The 17,254-nt window shown below is 70.1% G+C and carries 13 protein-coding genes; 5 read left to right on the top strand and 8 right to left on the bottom strand.

Features of this window, described 5'->3' with window-relative positions; translation table 11 throughout:
* Nucleotides 1-256: 256 nt before the first annotated feature.
* From ASC60_RS14325 to ASC60_RS14335, 3 genes are all read right to left on the bottom strand, one after another.
* Nucleotides 257-1,345, bottom strand: a complete 1,089-nt coding sequence (locus ASC60_RS14325; protein WP_055550690.1) for a GRAS family protein — start codon at nucleotides 1,343-1,345, stop codon at nucleotides 257-259.
* Between the two features lie 308 nt (nucleotides 1,346-1,653).
* Complete coding sequence (locus ASC60_RS14330) at nucleotides 1,654-1,980, bottom strand: antibiotic biosynthesis monooxygenase (RefSeq protein WP_055550692.1); 327 nt, start codon at nucleotides 1,978-1,980, stop codon at nucleotides 1,654-1,656.
* 26 nt (nucleotides 1,981-2,006) lie between these two features.
* Nucleotides 2,007-2,783 (bottom strand): FadR/GntR family transcriptional regulator, encoded by a 777-nt coding sequence (locus ASC60_RS14335; protein WP_055550694.1) that lies wholly within the window; start codon nucleotides 2,781-2,783, stop codon nucleotides 2,007-2,009.
* Nucleotides 2,784-2,887: 104 nt separating this feature from the next.
* On the opposite strand from ASC60_RS14335, the gene ASC60_RS14340 reads away from it, so the two are divergent.
* Both ASC60_RS14340 and ASC60_RS14345 read left to right on the top strand, forming a co-directional pair.
* Nucleotides 2,888-4,624, top strand: a complete 1,737-nt coding sequence (locus ASC60_RS14340; RefSeq protein WP_055550696.1) for an IlvD/Edd family dehydratase — start codon at nucleotides 2,888-2,890, stop codon at nucleotides 4,622-4,624.
* Between the two features lie 38 nt (nucleotides 4,625-4,662).
* Nucleotides 4,663-5,850, top strand: coding sequence for a fumarylacetoacetate hydrolase family protein (locus ASC60_RS14345; protein WP_055550698.1), 1,188 nt, complete (start codon nucleotides 4,663-4,665; stop codon nucleotides 5,848-5,850).
* Nucleotides 5,851-5,958: 108 nt separating this feature from the next.
* On the opposite strand, the gene ASC60_RS14350 is transcribed toward ASC60_RS14345, so the two are convergent.
* From ASC60_RS14350 to ASC60_RS14365, 4 genes are all read right to left on the bottom strand, one after another.
* Entirely contained in the window at nucleotides 5,959-8,340 is a 2,382-nt protein-coding gene (locus ASC60_RS14350) for a glycoside hydrolase family 3 N-terminal domain-containing protein (RefSeq protein ID WP_055550700.1), read from the bottom strand.
* Nucleotides 8,341-8,459: 119 nt separating this feature from the next.
* Nucleotides 8,460-9,356 (bottom strand): carbohydrate ABC transporter permease, encoded by an 897-nt coding sequence (locus tag ASC60_RS14355; protein WP_055550702.1) that lies wholly within the window; start codon nucleotides 9,354-9,356, stop codon nucleotides 8,460-8,462.
* 1 nt (nucleotide 9,357) lies between these two features.
* Nucleotides 9,358-10,260, bottom strand: coding sequence for a carbohydrate ABC transporter permease (locus ASC60_RS14360; protein WP_055550704.1), 903 nt, complete (start codon nucleotides 10,258-10,260; stop codon nucleotides 9,358-9,360).
* Nucleotides 10,257-11,567 carry an extracellular solute-binding protein gene (locus ASC60_RS14365; RefSeq protein ID WP_055551102.1) on the bottom strand — a complete coding sequence of 437 codons (1,311 nt, stop codon included), beginning with the start codon at nucleotides 11,565-11,567 and terminating at the stop codon, nucleotides 10,257-10,259. Before ASC60_RS14365 ends, ASC60_RS14360 begins: the two co-directional genes overlap by 4 nt.
* Nucleotides 11,568-12,165: 598 nt before the next feature.
* Between ASC60_RS14365 and ASC60_RS14370 the strand changes: the two genes are divergently transcribed.
* The gene (locus tag ASC60_RS14370; RefSeq protein ID WP_055550706.1) at nucleotides 12,166-13,200 is read left to right on the top strand and encodes a LacI family DNA-binding transcriptional regulator; all 1,035 of its coding nucleotides are present in this window, start codon (nucleotides 12,166-12,168) and stop codon (nucleotides 13,198-13,200) included.
* A gap of 276 nt (nucleotides 13,201-13,476) precedes the next feature.
* On the opposite strand, the gene ASC60_RS14375 is transcribed toward ASC60_RS14370, so the two are convergent.
* A complete protein-coding gene (locus ASC60_RS14375) occupies nucleotides 13,477-13,887 on the bottom strand; it encodes a DUF2000 domain-containing protein (RefSeq protein WP_055550708.1) in 411 nt (136 codons plus the stop codon).
* 67 nt (nucleotides 13,888-13,954) lie between these two features.
* Here ASC60_RS14375 and ASC60_RS14380 point away from each other — a divergent pair, with 67 nt between their 5' ends.
* Together ASC60_RS14380 and ASC60_RS14385 are read left to right on the top strand one after the other, a co-directional pair.
* The gene (locus ASC60_RS14380; protein WP_055550710.1) at nucleotides 13,955-14,851 is read left to right on the top strand and encodes an AraC family transcriptional regulator; all 897 of its coding nucleotides are present in this window, start codon (nucleotides 13,955-13,957) and stop codon (nucleotides 14,849-14,851) included.
* A gap of 275 nt (nucleotides 14,852-15,126) precedes the next feature.
* The gene (locus tag ASC60_RS14385) at nucleotides 15,127-17,190 is read left to right on the top strand and encodes a bifunctional glycosyltransferase 87/phosphatase PAP2 family protein (RefSeq protein ID WP_055551104.1); all 2,064 of its coding nucleotides are present in this window, start codon (nucleotides 15,127-15,129) and stop codon (nucleotides 17,188-17,190) included.
* Nucleotides 17,191-17,254: the final 64 nt, after the last annotated feature.

Consider the following 17,254-nt stretch of genomic DNA (forward strand, 5'->3'; position numbering starts at 1 on the left):
TACAGCCGTGCGCGCTTCCAGCCGCTCCTGCATACCCGGATCTCACCCAGCCATGAAGAGTGCCGGCAACGGCACGGCCCGGCCGGAACCCGGATCCGACATCCCGGTGTTCGCCGCCTCCTGGGTGTTCATTAAGCAAGGCCGCGCGTTCGGTTGTCCGAAGGCCGGGCGCCACTTGACGTGTGGATAAGCGACCGCGGAGAGCGCGGACAGGTGCTCGGCAGGTGCGGTCAACCGCGCAGGCCACCGGGATGCCTCATCCGGCAGGGCGCGCGCCGATGACGGAGCAGACCGTGGCGTCGCGATATCCGAGCCGGACCTGCTCGGGCAGGACGCGAACCGTGAAGTCCGCGGGGAGCGAGGGTACCGGAAGCCCCGGGGTGTCACCGTAGGGCTCGAAGCCGCAGCGGCGCAGCCGGTTTATCCAGGTAGCGGCCGCCTCGTGCCGCTCGAAACGCTGGGCGTCGGTGCGCGAGCCGACGATGTTCATGACCTCGCGGGCGAAGAACGTCTTCATGTGGTCCTTCTCCTGCCGGGTGGCAGGCGAGGCCTCGATGGCGCGAAGGATGGTGCCGAAGAACCGCCATGAGTTGAAGAACCGCTGCGGGAAGGACACCTCATGGTGGTCGGTGTCGAACTCGTTCAGCACCACTCCGCGCGGGGCCAGCATGCGCAACCGCTGGAAGAACTCGTCCCGGGCGTCGTGACCGGGACTCGGGTCCTTCATGTGGTGGAGCGCCAAAGAGGCGTTGACCACCAACGGGACGTCAATGCGGGACAGGTTCATCCAGTCGTCATCGTCAAGTTCCTCAGCCACCTTCGCCACGGGGAGGAAGTCCAGATCGACACCGTGCTCGGCCGTGGCCTGCCGCAGGGTGCGCTCGGCTGTGGCCAGGCTTTCCCGGTCGGGGTCGACACCGATGACCGTGCAGTGACGCAATGCCGGGTTTCTGGCCGCGAGAGCGTGCAGCAGCGCGCTCTCCTGGCGGCCGTGCCCAATGCCGACCGACAGCAGGGCGAAGTCGTCCGCGGCGCCCACCTGCCCGGCGAGCAGCTCGTTGACGACCCGGCTCGTGTCCATGAACGGCAGGTGGGTGGTGAGCAGGTAGTACAGATCGATCTGCGGCTGGTCGTAGGCCTGTGTGTACAGGTTGGTCTCCGAGGGGCTGCCGTGCTCCTCGACACGGTTGACCAGTGCGGCACGGTAGAGCTCGTACGCCGCGTCCTGCGGCCGCACTTCGGGCCCGATCAGCTTCCTCAAGTTCTCCAGCGCGGGACGGGCCTGGGCGGGGCGGCCGGCGTGGATGTGGGCGACTGCGTCGCACAGCAGGGCAAACTTCTCCATCGGGCAGCAGCCTCCAGGGGGTGGGACGGCCAGAACCGAACCGATGCAACAGAATCAGTGTGATCATACGACACACCCATGGCTTTCCCCAGGCCCAAGTGGCCAGATTTCGCACCCGATTCGGCTGTCCTGCGTGGCGCATCCGAGGCGAGTGGCATCGGGCCATGGTGGTCCTGGACAGGGATCCGGGGCCGGGCGGTGTGCTGGAGCAGGGCGGGTGCCAGGAGGCCGGTGCGACGCGTGAGAACACAGCGCCGCGAGCCCTCTGGTAGAGGTTCAGAGGGCTCGCGACGAGTCAAGAGCCAGTGTCAGCCTTGCTTGGGTCCGGTTTGCTGGACGACCTCGAAGGACCACAGGGTGGAGCCGGAGGCGGCGGGCTTCTGCTTCGGGGCGTCCTCGCCGCCGCGCTGGTGGGCCGCCTTCATGGGGCCCTCCATCCATGCCTGGAAGTCTTCCTCGCTGCGCCAGCGCGTGTAGACGAGGTAGGTGTCAGTCCCTTCGACGGGACGCAGGAGCTCAAACCACTCGAAGCCGTCGGAGTTCTCGACCGTCCCGGCCCGTGCGGCGAAGCGCTTTTCCAGCACCTCGCGCTGTTCCTCCGGGACCGTCAGCACATTGATCTTGACAACACTCATCCCCTCATCTTGCCCCACGCCCGGGGTCACGGTGTTCGAGGCCGGCGAGGCGTCCGAGGATTTCGTCCGCGGTGCTCGTCGATACGGGACTGGGCGATCTCTTGTTCGGCGGCTTCGATGATGGCCAGTACGGCGGCGGCCGCGGCCGCGGGATCGCGGGCCTCGACGGCTTCCACGATGGCGCGGTGACCCGGCAGCGAGGCTTTCACCACGCCGGGGGTCCGGGTGCTGACGAAAAAACTGTGTTCCAACGCGATGTCCACAGCGCGGCCCAGTGAGCCGAGGAGACGGTTGCCGCTGGCGTCGAGCAGAGCCCGGTGGAAGGCGCTGTCGGCCTCGACGTAGCCGCTGCGGTCGGGTTCCGCCGCCGCGGCCTCCATGGCCGACAGGGAGTCGTACAGGATTCGTACGTCGTCGGGGCCGGCCCGGACGGCGGCGAGCCGGGCCGCCTCGGGCTCGACGATCCGGCGCAGTTCACCCGTATCGCGCAGCAGGGCGGTGGCGTCCCCGGCCTGTTTCCAGCGCAGCACGTCACGGTCCAGGTGGTTCCAGTGCTCCGGAGGCCGCACACGCGTGCCGGTGCGCGGGCGTACCCGCAGCATCCCCTTGGCCACCAGTGTCTTGACCGCTTCCCGCAATACGCCTCGGCTGACGCCGATCTCGGCCGCGAGCGCGTTCTCGACCGGCAACGGATCCCCCGGCCCCCACGTGCCACCGACGATGCGCCGCCCGAGCTCGTCGACCACGCGCTGGTGCGTGGTCGGGAAGTGCGCCACGATCTCCGCTCGCCCCCTGGACTCCATTCATCGAATCATTTAATGATTGAGCCCAGGGTACGGCCTGCGGGCCCTCACCCGACATCGCCCATCGCGCGAGCGGACGACGCCAGAGTCACGGGAGGGCCTGCATGACCGATGGGCGGAAGACGAGCCGTCGCAGTCAGGCGTGGTTCGGCGCGCGGGGCCGCAGCGGGATGGTGTACCGCTCCTGGATGCGCAATCAGGGATTCGGGCACGAGGTGTTCGACGGGCGTCCTGTCATCGGCATCGCGACCAGCGCCTCCGAACTCGCCCCGTGCAACGCCCATCTGACACACGTCGCCGAAGCCGTCAAGCGCGGCGTGTGGCAGGCGGGCGGCCTGCCGCTCCAGTTCCCCACCATGGCCACCGGCGAGACCCTGATGCGCCCCACCGCCATGCTGTACCGCAACCTCATGGCCATGGAGGTCGAGGAACTGATCCGGGCCAATCCGCTCGACGGTGTCGTGCTGTTGTCCGGCTGCGACAAGACGACCCCCGCCATGCTCATGGGCGCCGCCAGCGTCGACCTGCCCGCCGTCATGGTCACCGGCGGGCCGATGCTCAACGGCAAGTACCGGGGCCAGGACGTGGGATCCGGCACCCACGTGTGGAAGTTCGAGGAGGACCTGAAAACCGGCCGGATGACCGAGGAGGAGTGCTTCTTCGCGGAAGGGTGCATGGCCCGTTCAGCCGGCCACTGCATGACGATGGGGACCGCCTCGACGATGGCCTGCATGGCCGAGGCGCTCGGCATGCAACTGCCGGGCTCGGCCGCCTGGCCGGCGGCCGACTCCCGGCGGATGGAGACCGCGCAGGCGGCGGGGCAGCGCGTCGTACGGATGGTGGAGGAGGAGCTGCGCCCCTCGCGCATCCTGACCCGGGAGGCGTTCGAGAACGCCATCCGGGTCAACGCGGCCATCGGCGGCTCCACGAACGCCATCATCCATCTCACCGCCATCGCCGGGCGGGCCGGCGTCGAGTTGCGCCTGCACGACTTCGACGACCTGGTCCGCGCGGTGCCGACCCTGGTCAACCTGATGCCCAGCGGCACGTACCTCATGGAGGACTTCTGCTACGCGGGCGGGCTGCCCGCCGTCATGGCCGAGCTGCTCCGCGGCAGGCTCCTGCACGGCGGACAGATCACGGTCACCGGACGCACCATCGCCGAGAACACCGAGAGCGCCGAACGCGTCAACTCCGACGTCATCACCGGCCTCGACGCCCCCTTCCAGCCGGCCGGCACCGGTACGGCCGTGCTGAGGGGCAACCTGTGCCCCGACGGCGCCGTGATCAAGCAGTCCGCCGCGTCACCGCACCTGCTCACCCACCGCGGCCCCGCGCGCGTCTTCGACTCCCCCGAGGCCTATCACGAGGTGGCCGACGACCCGGAACTCGACATCGACCAGAACACCGTCATCGTCATCCGCAACGCCGGCCCCAAGGGTTACCCCGGCATGCCGGAGGTCTCCAACGTCCCGCTGCCCGCCAAACTGCTGAAAGCCGGCGTCAAAGACATGGTGCGGATCTGCGACGGCCGGATGAGCGGCACCGGGTACGGGACGGTGGTCCTGCACGTAAGCCCCGAGGCCGCGGTCGGGGGACCTCTCGCCCTGGTGCGCGACGGGGACCCCGTCGTCCTCGACGTCCCGAACCGCACCCTGCGCCTGGACGTGGACGACGCCGAGCTCACCCGGCGCCGGGAGGCATGGCGGGCCCCCGCCGAGCGGCACACCAGCGGCTACGCCTGGCTCTACACCCAGAACGTGGAACAGGCCGATCAGGGGGCCGACTTCGGCTTCCTGCGGGGAAGCCGTGGACACGAGGTCCCCCGCGACTCCCACTGAGCCTGACCCCACCCCTCGAATCCAGGAGAGCGTCGATCGTGGAATCGGCAGCAGCGCGCCCTCGTCCGGTCCTCACGGCCGGCTCCGTCCTGCCGGAGGACGCCGACCGGGCCGCCCTCGTGGCGCGCGTCCACCACCCGGAATGGGACGGACCGTGTGTGGCCGCGGTCCGCGGCGATCAGGTCGTCGACCTGACGGCCGTCGCACCCACCGTCTCCGACCTGATGGAACGCGACGACGCGGCGGCAGTCGTCCGCGAGGCCGACGGCGGACACGCCTGGTGCCTGGACGAATTGCTCAAGGCACCGACCGGCCGCCGTGATGTTCCGCATCTGCTTTCCCCCATCGACCTTCAGGTGATCAAGGCTGCGGGAGTCACCTTCGCGCGGAGTCTGCTGGAACGCGTCATCGAGGAGCGCGCGGGAGGCGATCCGGCACAAGCCGCGCGGGTGCGCGCCCGCGTCGGGCAGGTGGTGGGCGGCACGCTCGACGGCATCCGTCCCGGATCGCCGGAAGCGGGCAGGGCCAAGGAACTGCTCGTCTCCGAAGGACTGTGGTCGCAGTACCTGGAGGTCGGGATCGGGCCGGACCCGGAAGTGTTCACCAAGGCCCCGGTCCTGTCCTCGGTCGGCACCGGCGCCGCCATCGGAGTGCTCGGCGCCTCGGTGTGGAACAACCCTGAGCCCGAGGCCGTCCTCGTCGTGGACTCGCGCGGCCGGATACGCGGCGCGACGCTCGGCAACGATGTCAACCTCCGCGACATCGAGGGACGCAGCGCCCTTCTGCTGTCCCGCGCGAAGGACAACAACGCCTCATGCGCGATCGGCCCGTTCATCCGCCTGTTCGACGACGGCTTCGACCTCGACACCGTACGCGGGATCGACATCGACCTGCGGGTCGACGGAACGGACGGCTACGTACTGCACGGCAGCAGTTCCATGCGCGAGATCAGCCGTGACGTACTGGACCTGGTGGCCGCCACCCACGGTCCGCACCATCAATACCCGGACGGCTTCGTGCTGTTCACCGGAACGCTGTTCGCCCCTACCGAGGACCGACAGGCGCCGGGCGCGGGCTTCACCCACGAGCACGGCGACATCGTGCGGATCTCCAGCCCGCGGCTCGGCGCTCTGGTCAACCACGTCGTCCCCAGCGAGCAGGCCACGCCGTGGACGTTCGGCGTACGAGCGCTGATGCACAACCTCGCCCGGCGCGGCGTGCTGTGAGGTGGCCACTGGTGCGGCACGAGTCATACGGCCACCACCACATGCCCGGCCGCGCGGTCCCGTGTGCGCGGCGCCGCCACTGCCGGGAGGGGCGCTGCGCACATCCGGCTATGCCGGGGCAGCCGGCTCCTGCCCGAACGTGGCGTGCAGGCGCCGCGTGTGATCCACGTGGCGCTCGGCTCCGGTCAACGTGACCCTGGCCGTCAGGCGCGGATCCGCGCTGGAGGCGGCCAACCGAAGCTCCAGTTCGCCCGGTTCGACGACGCGCCGACCGTCGCGTCCGGTGAAGGAAGCGAGGTCGGCCGGGACCGTGACACGGAGGCGGCGGGCCTCGCCCGGCTTCAGTTCGACGCGGGTGTAGCCGGCGAGGCGCTGCACCGGCTGGACGACGGAGGCAACCGGGTCATGCAGATAGAGCTGGACGACCTCGGTTCCGGGCCGCCCGCCTGAGTTCCGGACGGTGAAGGTGAGGGTGAACTCGCCGTCCGTCGGTGCCTCCTGGACGTCCACGGTGAGGTCCGCCCAGTCGAACCGCGTATAGGACAGGCCGTGGCCGAAGGGGAACGCGGGGGTCGGGTCGATGTTGGACACCTCGCTGGCGTGCGCGAGCCGTGCCGCGAGGTACGTGGCCGGCTGGGAGCCCGGACCGCGCGGCACGCTGACCGGGAGACGTCCGGAGGGATTGGTACGGCCGCTGAGCACCCCGGCGATCGCGTGCGTGCCCTCTTCCCCCGGGAAGAAGGACTGCACGATCGAGGCGGACTCCTCCACGGCGCGGCCGAGGGCGTACGGCCGTCCCGCGAGCAGCACGGTGACCACGGGTGTCTCCAGGTCGAGCAGGGTGTCGAGCAGGTGCTGCTGCGCACCGGGCAGCACCAGCGCCTCGGCGTCGCATCCCTCGCCGCTGGTGCCCTGTCCGAAGAGCCCGGCGCGGTCGCCGAGCACCACGAGGGCGACGTCGGCCTCGCGTGCCACCCGGGCGGCCTCGCGGATACCGGAGAGATCTCCGTCGTCGATTCCGGTGCCGCGGGCGACCGTGATCTCGGCGTCGGGGAATTCGGCGGCGAGCGTGTCGCGCAGCGTGGGCAGTTCGATGCCGAGCGGGGTCCCGGGGTGGCGGACGCCGATGTGCTGAGGGAAGGAGTAGCAGCCCAGTACGGCGGTGGGCTCGTCGGCGTTGGGACCGAGCAGGGCGATGCGGCGTGGCCTCGTGAGCGGCAGGGTGCCGTCATTGCTCAGCAGCACGACCGCTTCCTCGGCGACCGTGCGGGCCAGCGCGCGGTTCTCCGGACCGTCCAAGTCGATCCGGCCGCGCAGGGCGGCCGGGTCGTCCAGGTCGGCTCCGTCGAGCGCGGCCGGTACGGGGTTCCAGTCCGGGTCGAGCAGGCCGAGCATCGCCTTCTGCGTGAGTACCCGGCGCAGGGCGCGATCGACCAGCGCCTCCGGTACGCGGCCGTCGGCGACGGCCTCGGCCAGGGGCGCGCCGTACGTCTTGACGTTGGGCAGTTCGACGTCGATGCCCGCGTGCAGCGCCGCGCCGGCGGCGCCGGCCCAGTCGGCCGCGATGCCGTGCAGGGTCTTCAGGAAGGCGATGGCGAAGTAGTCGGCGACGACAGTGCCGTCGAAGCCCCACGTGTCGCGCAGCAGCCCGGTGAGCAGATCCTCGTCGGCCGCGGAGGGCATGCCGTCTGTGTCGGTGTAGGCGTTCATCACCGACCGGGCGCCGCCTTCACGGATCGCCATCTCGAAGGGGGGCAGCAGAACGTCGGCGCGTTCACGCGGGCCCACGGAGGAGGGGGCGAGGTTACGACCGGCGCGGGAGGCCGAGTAGCCGGCGAAGTGCTTGACGGTGGCGACGATCCCGGCGGACTCAAGGCCCTGCACGTATGCCGTCCCGATGGTGCCGACGAGGTACGGGTCCTCGCCGATGGTCTCCTCGACCCGGCCCCACCGGGCGTCGCGCACAACATCCAGGACGGGGGCGAGTCCCTGGTGGACGCCGACGGTACGCATGTCGCGCCCGATGGCGGCGGCCATGCGCCGCACCGTGTCCGGGTCGAAGGTGGCGCCCCAGGACAGCGGAACGGGGTAGGCCGTCGCCCCCCAGGCGGCGAAGCCGGCCAGACACTCGTCATGCGCGAGAGCGGGGATGCCGAACCGGTTCGTGGCGGCGATACGGGTCTGGGTACGGGCCAGGGAGAGCGCGCCCAGGGCGGGGTCGACGGGGACCGTGCCGAAGGGCCGGGTCAGCTGGCCCAGTCCGGTGGGCAGGAGCGCGTCGAGGTCGACGGCCTCCTCCATGTCGTGCTGATGGGGGGCCACCTCACCGCCCTGGTCGGAGGCGCCCACCCACACTCCGTACAGCTGGGCGGTCTTCTCCTGAAGGGTCATCGTGTCGATCAGGGCGTCGACTCTCGCGGTGACGGGAATGTCGGGGTCGTTCCAGAGGGAGATATCGGGGGTGTTCTCTACGGTCACGTTGGCGTTCACTTTCCTCCCACGCCCGTCAGACCTGAATCAGGGCGTGCCGGGCGAACAGGTGTGCGGGTCAAGCCGCCCGAGCCACAGGCCGGCCACGGCCACGGCGTCGGTTCCGGCGTCGGCGTCGATCAGCGGCTGAATCCGGCGGTCAGACCGCTCAGCAGCTGGCGGCGGCCGAACGCGTACAGGACCAGGACGGGCAGTGTGGTGAGGACGACGGCGGCGAGAACGGCGGGGACGTTGACCCCGTACTGGCCCTGGAAGGTCCACAGCGCGAGCGGCAGGGTCCGGCGGTCAGGGCTCTGCGTGAGGACCAGCGGCAGCAGGAATCCGTTCCAGATGGTCAGTGCGTTGAAGATGGTCACGGTGAGGATGGCCGGCCGGGTGAGCGGTGCCGCCAGCCGCCACAGCGTCGTCCATTCGGTGGCGCCGTCCACCCGCATCGAGTCGAACAGTTCTTTGGGCACGTCGCGGACGAAGTTGGCGAGCACCAGCACCGACAGCGGGATGGCGAAGGCGATCGACGGGAGGATCAGCGCCAGCAGACTGTCGTACAGGCGCAGTCTGATGATGATCAGGTAGACCGGGATCACCGTCGCCTGCAGGGGGATGGCCAGACCTGTGAGGAACAGCCCGTTCATCGCACGCAGGACCCGCATGCGCCACCCACGTACGATCGCGTAAGCGGCCATGAAGGAGAACACGACCGCCGGCACCACGGCGCCGGCGGTAACCACGACGCTGTTCACGAAGTAGCGGAGGAAGTCGGACTCGATGACCAGCCGGTAGTTGTCCAGTGTGGGGTCGCCCGAAGGCACCAGCGGGTTGCTCGCGTAGTAGCGGCTCCGGGCCTTGAGGCTGGTGATGAGCGTCCAGTACAGGGGTACGGCGACGACGACGAGCCAGAGCCATCCGGACAGGCCGCCGGCCCAGTTGCGCCGGCGGGCCGCCCGAGGGGAGTGGCGTTGCCGCTCGCGGCGGGTGGCCTTCCGCGGTCGTCGCGGTTCGGTCGGCGTGGTGGACACCTCAGGCCCCCTCGAGTTGGCTCGCACCGGCGTCCCCGCCACCCAGCCGGCGCAGCAGCAGGGCGAGGGTCAGACCCACCAGGACCAGGATGACCGCGATGGCGCTGGCCGGTCCCATCAGGCTGGCCTGGAATCCCCGCTTGTACATGTCCAGTGCGAGGACCCGGGTGGCGTCTCCGGGGCCGCCCCCGGTCAGGACGAAGATGAGGTCGAAGAAGGTCAGCGACCCGACCACCATCAGCGTGGACGAGGTGATGATGGTGTATTTCAGCTGAGGCAGCGTGATGCTGAAGAACTGCCGGATCCGTCCGGCTCCGTCCAACTGCGCGGCTTCGTAGAGGGACTTCGGAATCTGCTGGACACCACCCTGGTAGATCAGTGAGTGGAACGGGATGAACTGCCAGGAGACGACGAAGACGACGACCCCGAACGCGAGCCCGGGCCGCCCCAGCCAGTCCTGGCTGAGCATCTGGATCTTCAGCCCGGCACCGAGCCCGAAGTTGGGGTCCAGCAGGGCCTTGTACGCGATCGCGATCGCCGCGGAGCTGAGCGTCAGCGGGATGAAGTACACCACGCCCAGCACCGCACGGTAGCGCTGGCGGCCGGCCAGGAACGTGCCGAGCAGAATGCTCAGCGGAGTCTGAACGGCCCAGGACACGGCCATCACCAGGAACGTCACCCAGAGGGCGTGCGGCAGTCCGGGGTCGGTGAGCACCGTGCGCCAGCTGGCCAGCCCTGACGAGCGGATGGCGCCGATACCGTCCCACGTGGTGAAGCTCAGCGCGAAGACGCCGATGAGCGGTATCACGGCGAAGCCGACGAAGACCACCAGCGCCGGCGTGGCCAGCCACGGCAGGATGCCGCGCGGTTCGCGACGCGGCGGATGGCCGGTGTGCGCGCTCATGTGCCGGTGACCGCGTTGAGGTTGCGGGCGAACCCCTGCGGCGAGATGGACAGCTGGAACAACTTGACGATGTTGTCCAGCAGGGCCTCGGCTGCCGCCGGGCTGAGCGCTTGGTCCCAGGACTGGCCGAACACCTTGGCCTTGCTGGCGATGTCGTAGGTGAACTTCAGGAAATCGGCGCTCTTGGAGGCGGCCAGCAGCTTCTCCGTGCCCAGCCGGATCGGAACCGCCCCGTTGTCGATCCACTTCTTCATCTCGTCCTCCTGGAGGACGCCCGTGGCGAAGAAATCCTTGGCGATCTTCTTCTGCTCGGCGCCGGCCTTCGAGGAGATGGACAGGTACTGGGCGGGGTTGCCGACGGTGTCGCTCGGATCGCCCTTACCGCCTTCAACGGGCGGGAAGTTCATGTAGCCCAGCCCGCCGCTGGAGACGAAGTCCCCGCCCTCGGTCTGCTGGATGCCGTACGACCAGGAGCCGTGCAGCATCATCGCGGCCCTGCCGCTGTACAGCAGCGCCTGGTCGGCGTTGGAGTCCGCGGTGATCGAGGAGAAGCCCTTGATGAACCCGTGGGCCTTGACCAGATCCTGCACCCTGGTCAGCGCGGTGATGGCGTCCGGATGGGACCAGGCGTTCTTCTCGCCCTCGGTGATGGCCTGGAACACCTCAGGACCGCCGATGCGGTCGAACAGGAACTCAAGCCACATCATGTTCGTCCACCGGGACTGGCCACCGAGAGCGAACGGCGCTATGCCCTTCGCGTTGAACCTGGGCACCAGCGCCATGATGTCGTCCCAGGACTTCGGCGGTTCCACGCCGACCCGGTCGAAGACCTTCTTGTTGTAGTAGAGGACGATCGGCTGCACGACATCGCACGGCATCGCGTAGATCTTGCCGTCGACGGTCGCCGCGGCGAACGAGGACGGGAACAGGCGTTTCTTGACCTCGGGGTGCTCGTCGAACCACGAGGTGAGGTCCTCGACCTGGCCCGCTTTCGCGTAGGTGCGCAGCGTCCCGCCTCCCCAGCCCCAGATGATGGTGGGCGCCTTCCCCGCGCCGATGGCGGTCTTGATCTTCGTCTTGTACGCGTCGTTCTGGAAGGTGGTGTCTGTGATCTGCTCCTTGGGGTGGGCCTTGTTGAACGCGTCCACCGCGCCGCCCCTGACACCCTCATTCGGCTGGCCGCTTATGTACCAGTACGTGGCCCCACCACCGCTCTTGCCGGGGCCGGACGAGCCGCAGGCCGCCAGCGCCCCGGAGACCGGCACGCCGGCGGCCAGGCCGAGGAGGGTACGTCGAGAGAGGGGGATCGCCATGTCTTTTCTCCGCACTCCAGAACCACCGGCTTTTCACGAGCCGTAGTGAAAACTTTTCGAAACAGCTTTCTTCGAGCTTGGTTCGTGCAAATTAGGTTTCGGACTGACGGCCTGTCAAGACATGTGCAGACGCGTTGTCGGGCAGCGGTCGGCTGCGTAGCATCGGGCGGGATGGGGGCTGATGAAACGTTGACCGGTGCCGAAATTTTTTCGAAACATGCTGATCGGAGGCCAGGGATGGTGCGATGACCCGGCCGCAGCCGGTGACCGCGGTGGAGAGCGCCGCAGTGCGTGCCGAGTCGTGGCACGCGGTCGGCGCAGGCGCCCCGGCCCGGCGTCCCCGCGCTGTCGGCCCTGGTCCGGGGGCATGCTCGGACCCGGAGGGCGCGGCGGGCCGGCGTGCGTGTCGATCGGACCGGGTTCACCGGTCGCGATCTCGCGCGGACCGCTCGACGCGTCGAGGCCGGGGGCTCGTCGGCACCTCCCCGTACGAGCTCGGTGCCGGGCTGCCGTACGGTTGACCGGTTCCACCCGCGTTGCCGACCCTGCCGGCGGTTCACCACGCCGGTGGACGTACAGCTGGGAGGAACCGATGAGACCGAACACCAGGCGCACCACTTTGGCGGACATCGCCCAAGCGGCCGGGGTCTCCATCGCGACCGTGTCCAAAGTGGTCAACGGGCGCGGTGACGTGGCGCCGCGGACCCGCGCCCGGGTGCAGGAACTGCTGCATCAGCACCACTACCTCGCGCCTGTGTTCCGTCATACCGCCATCGAAAGCCCCACCATCGAGGTGCAGTTCAAGGGCGGCCTCAAGCCGTACGTGGCCGAGACCCTGGAAGGCATCGTCGACTCCGCCGCCGGGTCGGGGGCCTCGGTGGTGATCAGTAAGGCGTCCCGCGCTCCACACTGGGCCCGTGACCTGGTCTCAGCCGGGCGCCGCGCCGTCATCGCGGTCACCAGCGTGTACACCACGGCGCACCTGGACGAACTGGCCCGGGCCGGGCTGCCGCTGGTCGTGCTGGACCCGCTGCACCTGCCGGACAGCCGGGTCAACAGCGTCGGGGCGACCAATTTCGCCGGCGGCCTGGCCGCGACCCGGCACCTGCTCTCCCTGGGCCACCGCCGTGTCGCCTATCTCGGCGGTCCGGCCATGGCCGTATGCAACCAGGCACGCATGCACGGCTACCGCGCGGCCATGGAGGCGGAAGGAGCGCGGGTACCCGACTCCTACGTCCGGCCCGGAGAATTCACGTACAAAAGCGGGCTGCTCGGCGCCACCGCGCTGCTGGGCCTGGACGAGCCACCGACGGCGATCTTCGCAGGCAACGACGAGATCGCCCTCGGTGTCATCGAGACCGCCCGCGCCCGAGGCCTGCGCATCCCCGAAGACCTGAGCGTGGTCGGTTTCGACGACACGAGCCTCGCCCGGATGGCCTCACCACCCCTGACCACCGTGCGCCAGCCACTACGGGAGATGGGCGGTACCGCCCTGCGCACCGCCCTCCGGCTGGCAGGCGGCGAAAAGGCCGAGTCCCACCACGTTGAACTCGCCACCGAACTCGTGGTGCGCGCCTCGACGGCACCGCCCCGCGAAGAGACCCGCACGGTAGGTCATCGCGGGTAAGAGGACTTCGGGCACGCTGAACCTGCCTCATGCCCCAGCCGAGGGCGGTGTCTCCCGAGCGGCTCACGCCTGGGCGGGCGGCGGGTCGTAGGCCGTCGATCGCCGGCGGCCGGACATGAAGGACAGGAAGTCCCCGGCGAAGGCGCCGCGCGTGCGGCAGCCGCGCCGCCTCCCGGAGCCGTACCCTGCGCCGGCCCCCGGGCCCGAATGCCGCGCCGGAGCCACCTATGCACCCGTTGAACTATGGTCCGAATAATTCGATCGTTCGGTGACCGCTCAGCGGTGCGGCCGCAGGCCCCGCGTCACCTTGTCCACCTGGCCGCGCGGGCCGTGGAGGGCGAGACCGGCCAGGTTGAGGTCGGGGGCCTCGATGGTGCGGATCGCGGCGCGGTTGTCGTCCTCGTTGTCGGTGCCGAACAGCTCCTCCGTGAAGAGGGCCGTGGGGAGGCCGAGGGAGAGGGCGCGGGTGTGGGCCCGGAAGAGGCCGGGGGCGTCGGCGGCGTAGACGATGACCGGTTCGCGGAACATCGGGAGGTACGTGTTGCCCGAGGCGTCTTCGTACGGCTTGCCGACGATGTCGTCGGCGGCGCGGGAGAGCCCGCTGGAGAGGAAGGCCGTCACGTTCAGCTTCTGCCAGTCGGCGAGGTCGTCCCGGACGATGACGGCGATCGTGGTGTCGAATCGCATGCCGTCACCTTCGCCCGGGACCTGAGGCCCCGTATTGAACGCTGGTGCGAGACGGCAGAATGGGGTGATGGGTGGAGGAGGAGCGGTGGGCGGCGGGGGGCCGGGGGACTGGGCGCGGTACTGGCGTGACCCGGAGCGGTCCGTGGAGGCCATGCACGCGCACTTCTTCAGTCATCGCTTCCACCCCCACAGCCACGACACGTATTCCTTCGCCGTCACCGAGACCGGCGCGCAGCGCTTCCGCTGCCGGGGCGCGCTGCGCACCAGCGGGGCGGGGATGGTGATGGTGTTCAACCCGGACGACCCGCATGACGGGGAGGCGGCCGCCGAACTCGGCTACAAGTACCGCATCATGCACTTCGGTCCCGATGTGGTGCGCGGCGTCCTGTCGGATGTCCGGGGCGGCGCGGACGGGCGGGTGCCGCTGCCGCTGTTCGACCAGCCCGTGCTGGACGATCCGCTCCTGGGGCGCGCCCTGTTACGGCTGCACGCCGCGCTGATCGGGGGCGCCGGTCCGCTCGTCCGCGACGAGAGGCTGACCGCGGCCGTGGGCGCGATGGTGCGGCGCAGTGCCACCCGCCCGGTGCGGGCCAGGGGGCTGCCGTCCGGGGGCGGCGGGCAGGCGTGGGCGGCGCGGCGGGCGCGGGAGCTGCTGGAGGAGGAGTACGCGACGGAGATCTCGGCGGAGCGGCTGGCGGAGGCGGCGGGGTGCAGCCGGTTCGCCCTGTACCGGGCGTTCCGGGCGGAGTACGGGATGGCGCCGAGTGACTTCCAGCGCCAGCTGCGGCTGCGTCAGGCGCGCGGGCTGCTGGTGTCGGGACGTACGGCGGCGGAGGCGGCGGCCGCGGCGGGGTTCGCCGACCAGAGCCACTTCCACCGCTGGTTCGTACGGTGTTTCGGCATCACCCCGGGGACGTTCCAGCACGCCGCCGAGCCGGATTCGCGACGTACCCCGCAGCCCTGATGAAATGGGCCGGGACCGTGCGGATTCCCTCCGTACAGACGCACTCCCGCCAAAGCCTGACAGCTTTCGGCCAACCGTGGCCGAGAGTCAGGTGAAGCGGTGGTGTGGAGCGTCTGAGTCATGGGCTCAGTAGGGTCACGAACATTCCGAACAGGTGAAGAGGGCGAGTGGGGGAGCGGCAGGGCGTGACGAACAGGGAGCGAAGCGGACTGCGCGGTGCCCCGGGACCGGGGGCGGGCTCCGGTGCCCTCGGGGCCCGGACGCCACGGACGATGATGGTGCTCGGCGCTCTCTGGCTGCTGGCCGGTCTGCTCGCCGCCCGGCAGGCCGCGGCGGTGCTGCGGCTGCCTCCGGACGAGCGGCTGACCGACCTGGAGACCTGGATCGGCGAGCAGGGCGTCCTCCATGTGGGCGGTTCACTGTACGACGGGGACGCGTTCACCGGAACCCCGTTCTCCGGGCTGGTGCTCAAACCGCTGACCCGGGCCGCCGAGCAGAGCCTGGGCGTCGCCTGGACGTTCGGCACCCTGCTGCTCGTCGTCGTCCTCGGGCTGACGGCCGCGCGTGCCCTGCCGAAGCCGGTCTCCCGCCGCGGCTCGCTGCTGGCCGCGCCGCTGGCGCTGTGCCTGCTGACGCTGTCCCTGCCGGTCCGCAGCACCTTCACCCTCGGTCAGACCAGCATCATCCCGGTGCTGTTGGTCGTGCTGACCGTGCTGCCCCGCACCTCCGGCCGGCAGGCGGGCGTGCTCATCGGCGTGGCCGCCGCCCTGCAGCCGGCGCTGCTGCTGTTCGGCGTCGTCATGTGGCTGCTGGGGCGGCGGCGTTCGGCCGCGCTGGCGGGCGTGACGTTCGCCGCGTGCACCGTGCTGGCCTGGGTGGCCATGCCGCGCGACTCGTCGTCGTACTGGATCCACCACCTCGGCGGCGCCGGGCTCGGCGAGCCCGCCGACAGCCTGGCCAACCAGTCGCTGCACGGGCTGCTGCTGCGCATCGGTCTTGAGGGGCCGGTCGAGCTGGCGCTGCTGGCGGTCCTGGCGGTGGCGGTCGCGGTCGTCGGGCTGCGGCGCGCGGTGCGGTACGCGCGGGACGGGCAGCTGCTGCTGGCCGCGGCGATCACCGGCTGTGTGGCGCTGGCGGTCTCGCCCACCTCCTGGCAGTACCAGCAGCTGTGGATCCTGCTCGCGGTCGTCGGCCGGGTGGGCCGCCGGGCCTCCGACCGGCTGGTGTGGCCGGTGCTGGTGGTGCTGGTGATGACGCTGAGCCGTACCGCGCTGCTGCCCGACCTGGAGATCGCCGGGCACATCGGTGACAACGCGCCGCTGCTGGCCGCCCTCGCCGCGGCCTGTCTGGTGCCGTTCATCTCCCGGACCTCCCCTCGCTGGGACCGCCCGGAGCCGACGCCGGTCCAGGAGCCGCGGCGGGGCCGCTTCGCCTGGATGCCGCTGCTGCGCTTCGTGCGGCGGCCGCTGTCCCGGCCGAACCTGCTGCTGGAGCTGATGTTCATCCGCGTCGGCTACTTCGCGTACTCGTGGATCCGCGCCCACGCGCCGGACGAGCGCGGCGTCGCCGAGGGCCACGGCCACCAGGTGCTGTCCATCGAGAGCTTCCTCCACATCGACATCGAGCACTGGTTCAACCGCCTGGTCGCGGACACCCCGTGGCTGAAGGACGGCATGAACTGGTACTACAGCACCTTCCACTTCCTCATCCCGCTGTCCCTGCTGGGCTGGCTCTATCTGCGCCGCCCCGCCACCTACCGCTGGGCCCGCACCCCGCTCGCGTTCGCGACGCTGCTGGCGCTGGTCGGCTTCTGGCTCTACCCGCTGGCCCCGCCGCGGCTGATGGGCCTCGGATACGTCGACACGGCGCACGGCCCGCAGGACCTGAGCAACCCGGACTTCGGCGCGCTCACCAAGCTGTCCAACCAGTACGCGGCCATGCCGTCGCTGCACGTCGGCTGGTCGCTGTGGTGCGGGGTGGTCATCGCGCTGGTGGCGCCGTACCTGTGGATGAGGATCCTCGGCATGCTGTACCCGCTGCTCACGGTCGCGGTGATCGTCGGCACGGCGAACCACTATGTGCTGGACGCGGTGGGCGGCGCGGCCGTCGTCGCGGCCGGATTCGGTCTGCAGTACGTGCTGCTCGGGGTCGGCCGGAAGCCCGCCGAGGAGGCGGACGGCCCGGTCACCGAGATGCTGTCGGCGGGCGTCCGGGGCGTACGGGAGCGCGCCCGGGCGCTGGTACGAAGGCCGCGCGCCGTGGCGCCGGGAGGAACGTCCGAGGGGGCGGAGGTCCCCCATGAGGAGGAGGCCGCCGCATCGGCCGACGCCTCGCGTTGAAGGGGCCGGGGCACCGGTCTAGCGTTGGGTAAAGCGGTATGAACGCCAGGAAGTCTCGGGGGTC

This window comes from Streptomyces sp. NBRC 110028, assembly GCF_001417735.1.
Classification (GTDB): Bacteria; Actinomycetota; Actinomycetes; order Streptomycetales; family Streptomycetaceae; genus Streptomyces.

Coding starts and splice junctions, on each gene's coding strand:
- ASC60_RS14325 (WP_055550690.1), bottom strand. CDS start 1,345: ATGGAGAAGTTTGCCCTGCTGTGCGACGCAGTCGCCCACATCCACGCC.
- ASC60_RS14330 (WP_055550692.1), bottom strand. CDS start 1,980: ATGAGTGTTGTCAAGATCAATGTGCTGACGGTCCCGGAGGAACAGCGC.
- ASC60_RS14335 (WP_055550694.1), bottom strand. CDS start 2,783: ATGGAGTCCAGGGGGCGAGCGGAGATCGTGGCGCACTTCCCGACCACG.
- ASC60_RS14340 (WP_055550696.1), top strand. CDS start 2,888: ATGACCGATGGGCGGAAGACGAGCCGTCGCAGTCAGGCGTGGTTCGGC.
- ASC60_RS14360 (WP_055550704.1), bottom strand. CDS start 10,260: ATGAGCGCGCACACCGGCCATCCGCCGCGTCGCGAACCGCGCGGCATC.
- ASC60_RS14370 (WP_055550706.1), top strand. CDS start 12,166: ATGAGACCGAACACCAGGCGCACCACTTTGGCGGACATCGCCCAAGCG.
- ASC60_RS14375 (WP_055550708.1), bottom strand. CDS start 13,887: ATGCGATTCGACACCACGATCGCCGTCATCGTCCGGGACGACCTCGCC.
- ASC60_RS14380 (WP_055550710.1), top strand. CDS start 13,955: ATGGGTGGAGGAGGAGCGGTGGGCGGCGGGGGGCCGGGGGACTGGGCG.
- ASC60_RS14385 (WP_055551104.1), top strand. CDS start 15,127: ATGGTGCTCGGCGCTCTCTGGCTGCTGGCCGGTCTGCTCGCCGCCCGG.